Source organism: Bartonella sp. AP11XZML, assembly GCF_042196445.1.
In the GTDB taxonomy this organism is placed as follows: Bacteria; Pseudomonadota; Alphaproteobacteria; order Rhizobiales; family Rhizobiaceae; genus Bartonella.
On record NZ_JBHIQF010000042.1, the window covers coordinates 254,726 to 267,160 of the forward strand.

Annotated in this window: 7 protein-coding genes; 3 read left to right on the forward strand and 4 right to left on the reverse strand. The window is 38.3% G+C overall.

The window, feature by feature from the left end:
- Positions 1-108 precede the first annotated feature (108 nt).
- Together trxB and ACFIMG_RS04500 are read left to right on the forward strand one after the other, a co-directional pair.
- On the forward strand, positions 109-1,065 hold the full coding sequence (gene trxB, locus ACFIMG_RS04495; RefSeq protein WP_375679012.1) for a thioredoxin-disulfide reductase: 957 nt from the start codon (positions 109-111) through the stop codon (positions 1,063-1,065).
- Between the two features lie 42 nt (positions 1,066-1,107).
- Positions 1,108-2,013: a LysR family transcriptional regulator gene (locus ACFIMG_RS04500; protein WP_273791217.1), complete on the forward strand. Its 906-nt coding sequence runs from the start codon at positions 1,108-1,110 to the stop codon at positions 2,011-2,013.
- 1,161 nt (positions 2,014-3,174) lie between these two features.
- Here the strand turns inward: ACFIMG_RS04500 and ACFIMG_RS04505 are convergent.
- The 3 genes from ACFIMG_RS04505 to carB form a co-directional block, all read right to left on the reverse strand.
- Entirely contained in the window at positions 3,175-4,377 is a 1,203-nt protein-coding gene (locus tag ACFIMG_RS04505; RefSeq protein WP_375679013.1) for a pyridoxal phosphate-dependent aminotransferase, read from the reverse strand.
- A 321-nt stretch (positions 4,378-4,698) separates the two neighbouring features.
- The gene (locus tag ACFIMG_RS04510) at positions 4,699-4,908 is read right to left on the reverse strand and encodes a cold-shock protein (protein ID WP_012754908.1); all 210 of its coding nucleotides are present in this window, start codon (positions 4,906-4,908) and stop codon (positions 4,699-4,701) included.
- Between the two features lie 247 nt (positions 4,909-5,155).
- Positions 5,156-8,641 carry a carbamoyl-phosphate synthase large subunit gene (gene carB, locus ACFIMG_RS04515; RefSeq protein ID WP_375611195.1) on the reverse strand — a complete coding sequence of 1,162 codons (3,486 nt, stop codon included), beginning with the start codon at positions 8,639-8,641 and terminating at the stop codon, positions 5,156-5,158.
- Between the two features lie 814 nt (positions 8,642-9,455).
- Between carB and ACFIMG_RS04520 the strand changes: the two genes are divergently transcribed.
- On the forward strand, positions 9,456-9,980 hold the full coding sequence (locus ACFIMG_RS04520; RefSeq protein ID WP_375679014.1) for a methylated-DNA--[protein]-cysteine S-methyltransferase: 525 nt from the start codon (positions 9,456-9,458) through the stop codon (positions 9,978-9,980).
- Here the strand turns inward: ACFIMG_RS04520 and ACFIMG_RS04525 are convergent.
- Positions 9,977-12,298 carry an ATP-binding protein gene (locus tag ACFIMG_RS04525; protein ID WP_375679015.1) on the reverse strand — a complete coding sequence of 774 codons (2,322 nt, stop codon included), beginning with the start codon at positions 12,296-12,298 and terminating at the stop codon, positions 9,977-9,979. The two genes, ACFIMG_RS04520 and ACFIMG_RS04525, sit on opposite strands and share 4 nt — an antisense overlap.
- Positions 12,299-12,435 lie beyond the last annotated feature (137 nt).

Consider the following 12,435-nt stretch of genomic DNA (forward strand, 5'->3'; position numbering starts at 1 on the left):
AGAAGTATACATAACATAATTAGGGCTCTTGAAAAATATTTTTTTAAAAGGCTGCATTCCGTTATCATTTATAGAATAATTAATTTATAATAAAGTGAAGGGGATTTAATGGTACAATCGCATATTCGTCTGCTAATTATTGGCTCAGGTCCGGCTGGTTATACAGCGGCGGTCTATGCAGCAAGAGCAATGCTTAAGCCGGTTTTGGTGACGGGCTTGCAGCAGGGTGGACAATTAACAATTACAACTGATGTTGAGAATTATCCAGGTTTTGCAGATCCCATTCAAGGACCATGGTTGATGGAACAAATGGCAAAACAAGCTGAGAATATGGGGACAAAAATTATCTATGATACAATTATAAAGGCTGATTTGTTGAAGTATCCTTTTGTCTTATATGGGGATTCAGGAACACAATATTCTTGTGATGCACTGATTATTGCAACAGGAGCTCAAGCGCGCTGGCTTGGTTTAGAAAGTGAACAGACCTTTATGGGCGGAGGTGTTTCCGCTTGTGCTACATGTGATGGCTTTTTTTATCGTGATAAGGACGTTATTGTCGTGGGAGGAGGAAATACGGCTGTTGAAGAAGCACTTTATTTATCGCATTTGGCTAAAAGTGTAAGCGTGGTTCACAGGCGGGGGCAGTTTCGGGCAGAAAAAATTTTACAAGATAGGTTGCTGGCTTGTAATAATGTGCGTGTTCTTTGGGATCATGTGGTTGAAGAAATTGTGGGGCTGCCAGCTCAAGATTCAATGGGCGCTGTTGTAACAGGGGCACGTCTGAAAAATGTTAAGACAGGTCACGAGATGAAAGTGAATGCAGAGGGCATATTTATTGCCATTGGGCATGATCCTGCTGTTTCTCTGTTTGAAGGACAGCTGAAACAAAAACGAGGTGGCTATTTATGGACAGCACCCGACTCAACAGCAACAAGCATTGCTGGTGTTTTTGCTGCTGGGGATGTGACAGATGAAACATTCCGCCAAGCTGTAACAGCTGCGGGAAGAGGATGTATGGCAGCGTTGGAAGCAGAACGGTTTTTGGATATACCCAGGCGTTAGTCACTCATTGAGAACATAGAGAATATAGAGGTAGAATTAATTGTGGCGCCACCGTTGGATTGGGATAAGTTAAGGGTTTTTCACGCTGCAGCAGAAGCGGGATCTTTTACGCATGCTGCTCAAAAACTTCATTTATCTCAATCAGCCGTTTCACGACAGGTTTCGGCTTTAGAACAAGAGGTTGGGGTATCCTTATTTCAACGTCATGCGCGTGGTTTGATTCTTACAGAACAGGGAGAAACTCTTTATCGTACAGCTCATGATGTTTTGATGAAGCTTGAAAGTGTGCGTTTGCAATTAAGTGAAAGCTATGCAAAACCAACGGGGCACTTGCGTGTGACCTCGACCTTTGGAATGGGGGCAGGGTGGATTGCAGAGCGTATGCCAGAATTTCTTAGTCTTTATCCTGATATGCAGGTTCAGCTTTTGCTTTCCGATGAAGAGCTTGATTTGACAATGTGTCATGCGGATTGTGCTGTTCGCTTACATCAACCCAAACAACCTGATCTTATACAAAGAAAACTCTTTACAATTCATATGCATGTCTATGCTTCGGAAAAGTATATTGCAAATTATGGAAAGCCGGAAAAATTGTCTGATCTCGATGAGCATCGTATTATTTCGTTCGGTGAACCTGTTCCACCTTATTTGTCTGGTTTAAATTGGTTGGAAAAGGCTGGTAGAAGTGATGGATCATTGCGCGTTTCAGTTTTACAAATCAACAATATCATCTCAATAAAGAATGCGCTTATGCGTGATCTTGGGATTGCTGTGCTTCCTGATTATATCGTCAATAATGATGAGCATTTAGTGCGTCTTTTTCCTGATATGGTTGATATTCCTTCTTTTGATACTTTTTTTTGTTATCCTTATAATTTAAAGAATTTGGCAAGGTTAAATGCTTTTCGAGATTATATTTTTTTAAAAGCTCGCCAGTGGTCTTTTTAATATTAATATCTTAATTTATAAGGAATAATTAGCTGTTTTGCAACTTGAGACTCCCGTAATATTCTTTCGTTTCAAATTTGCCTATATTGAATCAATTAAAATTATTTGTTGCACATTAAAAGTGGAGGGAGTCCGTACGGGTAAATATTTTTGAAAAGAGGGATAAATGTTTTTTATGAATACTAGCAACCGTGAGGGTTATTATATATTGAAAAATGGACAATCGTGTGATGGTGTAGTTAACATTTTTACTATTTAATTAAAGAGAGTGGTACATGATGGAGACAAATTTAAAGCTATGTGTTTATTGCATAGCAGATACGCTTAAGTCTTTGTTGTGCTTTTCCTTATAAAATGACATAGAATACTATCTCTTGATTATGTTGCCTCCCAGTTTCGTTTTCTTGAGTGTTCCCTTACGAAGATCTATCAGATTGATTTTATCTCTGAGGATTTTCCAAATTTGCCGGACATATGTCCGGCTTTTTTTTTAATTTTTGAAAGAGTCCCTAGAAATTGCAATATATGGGAAGATGATAAAGAAAAAATTTCGAAACTGGTGGATATCCAACAATTTTTTTAAGAATACTAAAATTCAATGAGGAGTTTGAGAGGGGATATTCTATTGTACTGTAAAAGTCTGTCTTTTAGGGGTGTGATATAAAATATTTAAAACCTTATACATGAAGTGCTTTTTATTAGAATGTGAGGTGAATATTTAAGGCAGGTCTTGTTCATAAAGCCTATGAAGTAAATCAAGTGTTATTAAATAGAACTTAAAGGAAACTGGATTGCTTACACAACGATAGGAGGTGGCTTCTTCTTCGTTTTAGGACGAAGAAGAAGCTGAGAAATAGAAGAGATTTTATTGTAAGGGCCTTTGATTATAAGGGCAATTGTGTTTAAAAGTGCTCGGTCTTTTTTAGAGTTATAAATTGAATGGAGAAAGTAGAATAGGCTTGTCATCTCTTATGATAATAGACCGATTCATTTATTTGATAGCTAAATTTTTTTGATCTTTATCTACAGCATCTATTTTTGTGTTTATTCATAGATATTTTTGCTGAATCGATAGATTTAGACCATGACACAGTTTCAGATATTTTCTCGGATATACTAACATTCGGCAAAAAACAATCACAAGAGATGATATTAAAAATTTTAAATTAAACTGTTGCAAAAACGCTGTATACGTATACAAGCTTTTTCAAGTAATTCTTCTGATGTTGCATAAGAAATACGAAAAGTTGATGCAAGTCCAAAAGCAGATCCTTGGACGACAGCAACAGCTTCTGTTTCTAGAAGCGCTATGGCAAAGTCTTCATCATTCGTAATACGTTGACCATTGGGTGTTTTCTTTCCAATAAGTCCGGTGCAAGAAGGATAAACATAAAAAGCACCCTCAGGCGTTGGACAGTGAATGCCAGGAGCTTGATTTAGCATGGAGACAACGAGATCACGGCGTGCTTGAAAAATACTTTTATTTTTAGCAATAAAGTCTTGTGGCCCGTTGAGTGCTTCAACCGCAGCCCATTGTGAAATGACACTTGTTCCAGATGTTTGCTGTCCTTGAATGGTATCCATGGCTTTAATTAATTCTTGTGGTCCGCCTGCATAACCGATTCTCCATCCCGTCATCGCATAGGCTTTAGAAACACCATTCATTGTGAGTGTACGCTCATAAAGCGCTGGTTCTACTTGAGCTGGAGTCACAAAGGTAAAACCCTCATATGTGAGATGTTCATATATATCATCGGAAAGGATATAAACATGAGGATATTTTACTAAAACATCTGTAAGTTTTTTCAATTCATTATGTGTATAAGCGGCACCTGATGGATTTGAAGGAGAGTTAAAGATGAACCATTTGGTTTTGGGGGTAATGGCAGCTTCTAGCTCTTGTGGTTGGAGTTTATAAGAAAATTCGGCTTTTGTTTCTAAAAAGACAGGCGTACCATCGTTGAGTGCGACCATTTCTGGATAACTAACCCAATAAGGGGATGGAATGATGACCTCATCTCCTTTATTCAAAGTTGCCATGAATGCATTAAAGAGAATTTGTTTTCCACCGGTACCAACAATAATTTGTTCTGGTTGGTAAAGAAGGTTATTTTCTCTTTTAAACTTTGCAGAAATTGCTTGGCGCAATTCTGGAATTCCAGATATGGGAGGGTATTTTGTTTCTCCCCTTCGAATAGCTTCAATAGCCGCGTTTTTGATGTTGTCTGGGGTATCAAAGTCTGGCTCTCCAGCACTTAAAGCAATAACATTGCGCCCTAATGCTTTTAAATGACGGGCCTTTTGAGAAGCAGCAATTGTTGCAGAAGGTTTGATACGAGACAGTTTGTCGGCAATAAAAGCCATAATTTTAAATCCTTATATTATATCAACAAATGGTTATTGCTTTAAGGATATTCTATAAGAGATTATATTGTATGCAATAAAAAACTTCCAAAATACTCTTACACGGGCTTTATATTCTTCTTTTTTGAGATATTTTACAAGATAATCTCTTCGTAGATTTTATGAAAGTTTTTGAGGAAGTATAAAAGAGGTTTGATGAATTGTGCAAAGGAGATAAGCAGTCTTTTATTTTAACAAGGTAAAATAATGCTTCATACAAAATAAAAAATCTTCGTCGTTACAGACGAAGATTTTTAAATAAAATATTGCAGAATTTAAACTTTAAAGTGCTGCAAGGTTACCAGCGGCAAATTTTCCTGAACGACGATCTTGAAGAACATCATAAGAGATTTTTTGCCCTTCATTAAGACTGTTTAGACCTGAACGCTCGACGGCAGAAATGTGTACAAATACATCTGCACTACCATCGCTAGGCTGAATGAATCCGAAACCTTTTGTTGTATTAAACCACTTAACTGTTCCTGTAGACATAGGAAACTCCTTAGAATATATAATTATATTGAGCATTGAAGCTTTCATTTCTTCAATACGGTTGTAGATCGAAATTAGGTGGGAGAAGTTTCGTCGAAAGTGCAGATTGCACAGGAAAGAAAGTCACGTAACCGAAAATTCGATGAAACCTCTATAAAAGTTTTTAGAACAAAAAGCAAGTCTTAATCAATTTTTATATAAAGAAAAAATAAGAAAACAGTGTATATTTTGCTAAGTAGAAAAAAATTCAACTAAAATAACTTTGTAGTGAACGTACCTCAAGGTGCCTTTTTTTGAGTGCTTTGATCGCTTCTACGACGGCTTCGGCTCCAGCTATTGTTGTATAATAGGGAACATTTTGCATGAGTGCTGCATAACGTAATGATTTTGAGTCTGAGATGGCACTGGCAGTGCTAGTTGTATTAAAAATTAATTGAATTTGGCGATTACGAATAGCATCTTCAATATGGGGGTGTCCCTCTAGAACTTTGTTGATTTTTTTTGCTTCAACGTGGTGTTCGGTGAGAAATTTTTGTGTTCCACTTGTGGCGACAACAGAAAAGCCAAGCTCAGTTAAACGTTTTACAGGATTTAAGATGCGTTTTTTATCTTCATCCCTTACAGAAACGAACAAAGTTCCTTCTTTAGGGAGTTTTACACCAGCTCCAAGTTGGGCTTTAGCAAAAGCAAGCGAAAATTCATAGTCAAGTCCCATAACTTCACCGGTTGAGCGCATTTCTGGACCAAGAAGTGTATCAACACCTGAAAAACGAGCAAAAGGAAATACTGCTTCCTTGACGGCAATATGTTGTTTTTTTTGCAAAGAAGGTAATCCACCATAAGCTTGAAGAGCATCATGGAGCGTTTCTCCTGCCATAATACGTGCAGCCATTTTAGCAATAGGGCGACCAATCGTTTTTGCAACAAATGGGACAGTACGTGAAGCACGGGGATTGACTTCTAAGACATAAATGGTGTCATCTTTTATAGCATATTGTACATTCATTAAGCCGCGAACATGAAGTGCTTGTGCTAATGCTTTGGTTTGGCGCTCTAATTCAGTAACTATTTTATTTGAGAGCGTATGGACTGGTAGAGAACATGCTGAATCACCAGAGTGGATACCAGCTTCTTCAATATGTTCCATAATACCAACGATTAGTGTTTCTTTGCCATCACATAGACAATCAACATCTACTTCAATTGCTTCTGTTAAATAGGTATCAAAGAGAAGCGGATTTTTACCAAGCAATATATTGATTTGTCCTGTTGTGTCGTTAGGATAACGGACTTTGATATCTTCTGAAATTAATTCAGGGACACTCTCAAGTAAATAATTTTGTAAGCTACGTTCATCACGGATAATTTGCATAGCACGTCCTCCTAAAACATAAGAGGGACGTACAACCAAGGGGAAGCCTAGTTCGTGGGCAATGAGGCGTGCTTGTTCAATGGAGTGGGCAATACCATTTTGAGGTTGTGTTAAATTAAGTTTAAATAACAGTTTTTGAAAGCGATCTCTATCTTCTGCTAAGTCGATAGCGTCAGGTGAAGTACCTAGGATGGGGATGTTGTGTTTTTCTAGAGCGCTTGCCAATTTCAAGGGTGTTTGTCCGCCAAATTGGACGATGACTCCAACCAAATCTCCTTTTTCCTGTTCTGCTTCTAAAATAGCGATAACGTCTTCTGTTGTTAAAGATTCAAAGTAAAGGCGATCAGAGGTATCATAGTCGGTTGAAACTGTTTCAGGATTACAGTTAATCATAATCGCTTCAAATCCTGCATCACGCAGTGCAAAAGCAGCGTGGCAGCAACAGTAATCAAATTCAATACCTTGCCCAATGCGGTTTGGTCCACCGCCTAAAATAGCAATTTTTTTGCGTTCAGAAACGTGTGCTTCCGAGTGCTCTACACCTGCAAAGGGAACTTCATATGTTGAATACATATAGGCTGTAGGAGAAGAAAATTCAGCGGCACAAGTATCAATCCGTTTGAAGACGTGTTTAACATTTAGTGATTTGCGTAAAGCTGCGATATAATCGGGTTCTTTCCCTGTAAGGGAGGCTAATCGCGCATCTGAAAAGCCCATAGCTTTTAACATACGTAAGTTATCTGCGTCTTGGGGTAATCCATGAATGCGGATACGCTGCTCCATTTCAATGATGGAGGCTATTTGTTCTAAAAACCACGGATCAATTTTGCTAATTTGGTGAATCTCATTTAAGGGTAAGCCTGTGCGCATGGCTTGAGCAATATAGCGTAGACGATCAGGGCTTGGTATGGCAATGGCGGAGCGTATAGAACTTTTTTCATCACCTTCAGCATGCTCTGGAATCACAATTTCATCAAGACCCGTAAGCCCTGTTTCAAGTCCACGGAGTGCTTTTTGTAACGATTCTTGAAAAGTGCGTCCAATTGCCATGACTTCTCCTACAGATTTCATCGCAGTTGTGAGGACAGGTGATGAACCGGGAAATTTTTCGAACGCAAAACGAGGAATTTTTGTCACAATATAGTCAATAGAAGGCTCAAATGATGCTGGTGTTGCACCACCCGTGATATCATTTTTTAATTCATCAAGTGTATAACCAACAGCCAGTTTAGCCGCTACTTTAGCAATGGGAAATCCCGTTGCTTTTGAGGCAAGCGCTGAAGAGCGAGAAACACGCGGATTCATTTCAATAACAATGAGGCGCCCATTTTCAGGATTGACAGCAAACTGTACATTGGATCCCCCCGTTTCAACACCAATTTCACGCAAAACAGCAATCGAAGCATTACGCATACATTGATATTCTTTATCGGTTAAGGTGAGAGCAGGTGCTACAGTGATCGAATCACCGGTATGAATCCCCATCGGATCAATGTTTTCAATAGAACAAACGATGATACAATTGTCGTTCTTATCACGAACAACTTCCATCTCATATTCTTTCCACCCTAAAACACTTTCTTCAATTAATACTTCTGTTGTTGGTGAAGCTTCAAGCCCACGTTCAATAATTTCATAGAATTCAGAGCGGTTATAAGCAATTCCACCACCAGTTCCACCAAGGGTGAATGAAGGACGAATAATAGCTGGAAGCCCAACAACATCAAGAGCTTGAACTGCTTTTGCTGTTGCATGAGCAATATAATGTTGTTTGCGATCAGCTTCGGTATGTCGCCAGTTGCGCTCAAGTTCTTCGAGTGCTTTGTCAAGCGCAGCACCAGAAAGCTTGGCTTTAAGTTCAGCACACGTTTTTGCGTGTTGTTGGCGATTTTCTTCTTTCAGTTCTGTTGCATTGGCTAACATAGAGCGTGGCGTTTCCAAACCGATTTTTGCCATCGCTTGGCGGAATAAAGCACGATCCTCAGCTTTATCAATAGCATCAGCATTGGCTCCTATCATTTCAACATGATAGCGGTCTAAAATACCCATACGCTTTAATGATAAAGCAGTATTGAGGGCTGTTTGTCCTCCCATAGTGGGTAAAAGGGCATCGGGACGCTCGTGGGCAATAATTTTGGCAACTATTTCAGGAGTAATGGGCTCTATATAAGTTGCATCAGCTAGATCTGGATCTGTCATAATCGTGGCAGGATTAGAATTTACCAAAATAATTCGGTAACCTTCTTCTTTTAATGCTTTACAGGCTTGAGTGCCTGAATAATCAAATTCACATGCCTGACCAATGATAATAGGTCCTGCTCCGATGATAAGAATAGATTTTATATCTGTGCGTTTGGGCATGACTTTTTCCTATGACAAATATCTATGTGCGATTGTTGCGGGCAAAATATTTCAGTTCTGAGGCTACAATCATTTTATAAGTTAAGTGACAAAGAAAGTAAGCATTAAAATACCTTTTCCATGCTTTTTTTCATAAAATTGAAGATAAATTTCTTTTTTGAGTTGAGTCATCTCGTCAGTCTATCAAAAGTATGACCTTTGATAAAAAAATAATAACAGTGCTCCAACAAATTAGAATATTCAAGCATACGTGGAGCATAAAAAGCCGGAACATCTTTCTAATCCATTGCCGGCATATTTTGTGTTTTATGACGTTTTTTGCTTAAGAGAGCACGCGCTTTTTCTGTTGCTTGTAAAACATAAGCCATTATTTATGGTGCGATGGGATTTCGTAAAATGAAATGGGAAGCTTATCGTGTTGTTCTGTAAAATACTGCCGTTTAGAGCTGTGATATAAGGTATGAAAATTTACCACATTAAGGTGTTTTTTGTTAGAGTGTATGATAGAATTCAGGGCAGGATTTGTCTGTAGAGAGCTTATGAAATAAACCATATCAAATGGTTTCAATTGGAATCTGTTATATAAAAAGCAAGATTGTTGATAGATCAGCTCTGGTCGAAGTTTCCGTCTTAGGGTAGGAAGAAAGTCAATCTATGTATCTTTCCATTTCATAAAAAGGTGAGAGTGTATTTTAATACAATGGCTAAGGAGATAATTTCAGAATGATTTTGTTTGTTTTTAAAAGAGAGTGAATACTCTCCCTTTACTTTATGGATGATGTTCAAAACTTTTTAAGATATAAAGAAGGCTAAAATGCTGAATATTTCCCAAACGAGAGTATTCTGTCTGAAAGATGTATCAATAGGAAAGCTTTTGGTGGCTAGGTCTCAAAAAGGGATTTGTCATATAGCGTTAGGAGACACTATAGAGCAATTATTACAGGAGTTTACGATACGCTTTGGTGATGCACAACAAGTTGTAGGTGACAATACATTTAAGAGAGAAGTTGCCCATATTATAGCCATGATAGAAACACCTAAGCTGGTAAAAAAATATAATTTTCCCTTAGATATAAATGGTACAGTTTTTCAACGACAAGTATGGGCAGTATTATGTGATATACCATGTGGTGAAACAATTTCCTATGAGATCTTAGCGTGCCGTATTGGTATGCCGAAAGCTTTTCGTGCCGTTGCTCATGCCTGTGCACGTAACGAATTGGCTGTTATCATTCCTTGTCATCGTGTTGTGCGTAAAAATGGTTTTATTTCAGGGTATCGTTGGGGGGACAAACGGAAACAGATTTTACTACAACGAGAACAAAATGGAGAAATTTAACTTTGTGTGATGGGCATTATAATCGTTACAGTTGTTCCTTTCATTTCTTTTGAAGTAATTTCAAGTTTTCCTTTGTGGAGTTCTAAAAGAGAGCGTGAAATGGCTAAGCCAAGACCTGAGCCCGTATGAGATTTAGTAAGCTGATTTTCAACTTGTTCAAAAGGTTGCCCAAGTTTTTTAATTGCTGATTGGGGAATACCAACACCTGTATCTGTAATTTTAAAAATAAGGTTATTTTTTTTCTTGAAAGCGCAGACATCAATATTTCCACCAGAAGGCGTAAATTTAACGGCATTAGAGATGAGATTAAGGAAAATCTGTTTCATTGCACGACCATCAACTTCAGCATGAAGTTCTGGGGTAATGTTTGTTGTAACAACAATATTTTTTTCTTGAGCTTGAGGCGTTAATGTTCGTACTGCTTCACTAATGATGGGCTCAAGATCGGTATTTTTACAATCAAGCGTAAATCTTCCTGCTTCGATTTTTGACATATCAAGGATGTCATTGATAAGGGTTAGAAGATGGGTTCCTGAATTGTAAATATCATGCATATATTCCTTATAGCGTTGTGAACCAAGAGGACCAAAAGTTGATTGCAACATGATGTCTGAAAAACCAAGAATAGCATTCAGAGGCGTGCGCAATTCATGAGACATATTGGCTAAAAATTCTGATTTAGCCTTATTAGCACTTTCGGCGCGTTCTTTTTCTGCTTTCAAACTTTTATTAAGTTTTTCAACTTCTGTTGCGCGTTGTTGAGCACTCCCTCGTGCGCGCTTGAGTTCTTGAATGAAAGAAAAAAGACGCCTTTCACTGTCTTCAAATTTTTCCTGTTGTTGTTTAAGCTCAGAAATGTCAGTACCAATACAAACCAATCCTCCATCTTGGGTTCGTCGTTCGTTAATTTTGAGCCAACAACCATCTGCCGTTTGGCGAATACTGGTTAAGTTACCAGTACCATCATCTTTAAGGGGATATTCACTGAGTGCAGGACGTGCCATGGCTTCGACGGTTGCACGTTGGATACCTGATTGTAGAATTTGTTTAGGAATAGCGGCATATTCGCAAAATTTGCTGTTGGACATGACTAAACGTCCTTCAGCATCCCACAAGACGAAAGATTCTGAAATGTTTTCAATCGCATCACGGATACGAAGGTCGGCTTGCGCTGTTTGTTCAGCCAATTGTTGCTGTTCACTAATATCGAAGGAAATACCAACCAAATGGGGTTCTTCTTCTTCAGTCACTTCGGCACGAATGCGCATCCATACATAATGACCATCAGCATGACGCATAGGAACGTTAATATCGATATGCTTTTTTTTACCGCTCATTAATTCCTGAGCAAGATCAAAAAAATTCGCATCATTTGGATTGATAATGGCGCTAATTTGGGAAATTGAGAGCAATGCATCTTGAGGGACATAGCCGAGCATTTCGTACATTGCTCGTGACCAGTAGACGCGTCCACTTGCCATATTCCAATCCCATAGTCCACAGCGTCCACGCATCATTGCCATATCAATACGGTTTTGAATTTTTTCTGAAACAAGATCTGTTTTGCGTGCTCGTATAATTTGGTTATAATAAGCATAAAGAAGAGCGAGGATAACGCCACTAGTTCCAATGAATATGGTTATATTTAACGAGAGAGCTTTCCGCCATTCCATGTAAATATGTTGCATTTTTTCACTGATGAATACCCCATATTGTCCATTTTCTGTTTGCTGAAAGGAAGCGAGAGCAGGAATATTTTTTCCTATTGTAATTTTCATGATTCCAGCATGTTTTCCTAGAGCTTGTAAAGCAATGCTTTCAGAGGTAAAATCCTGTAAGGGTTTTCCTAAGACAATCTCGGAACTTGATGAAGCTAGGACATTGCCTTTTTGATCGACAATAGCAATAACAGCGCTGGTTTTTATAAAACCTTTGTTACGAAAATTGGTTAGGATATTTTGTAAATGATTATGAGAAAGAGCAGCAGCTTTTCCTTGTCGAGTGGCGGCAAGTAAGTCACGGTCGATTGTATTGGTAATATGAGAAGCTAAGAGAGCGATGGTAGAATGCGTGTTTTTATCAATTGTGTTGCGCCAATCATAGATTGATAGGAAACGGATTGCTGCTAGTATAACAAGAAATGCAAGAATTACAAATGGGAGTGAACGTCGCAGCCAAGGTTCAATAAAAAGAAGTTTTTTATAGGCAGAACCAGAAAACAGATTGGTACGCTCTGTCCGCTCCTTGCGACTTTGAGCGCTTGATTTTGAATCAGCATACACCTCCCTTGGCGCATTATATGCGTCCAATTTAGCCATCTCGCGTTCCTTTAATTCTGGAATAATGTGATTTAAAAACTGCTTCGATATTCATAGTAACCCCATCGAGTGCAATGAATCAAAACAGGAGTCTTCTGTCCAGTCTTTTTTTTAAAAAAATAATTTTACTTTTATGA

Excerpts from the sequence above, each read along its gene's own strand:
- trxB (WP_375679012.1), top strand. The coding sequence starts at position 109 with ATGGTACAATCGCATATTCGTCTGCTAATTATTGGCTCAGGTCCGGCT.
- ACFIMG_RS04505 (WP_375679013.1), bottom strand. The coding sequence starts at position 4,377 with ATGGCTTTTATTGCCGACAAACTGTCTCGTATCAAACCTTCTGCAACA.
- ACFIMG_RS04510 (WP_012754908.1), bottom strand. The coding sequence starts at position 4,908 with ATGTCTACAGGAACAGTTAAGTGGTTTAATACAACAAAAGGTTTCGGA.
- carB (WP_375611195.1), bottom strand. The coding sequence starts at position 8,641 with ATGCCCAAACGCACAGATATAAAATCTATTCTTATCATCGGAGCAGGA.
- ACFIMG_RS04520 (WP_375679014.1), top strand. The coding sequence starts at position 9,456 with ATGCTGAATATTTCCCAAACGAGAGTATTCTGTCTGAAAGATGTATCA.
- ACFIMG_RS04525 (WP_375679015.1), bottom strand. The coding sequence starts at position 12,298 with ATGGCTAAATTGGACGCATATAATGCGCCAAGGGAGGTGTATGCTGAT.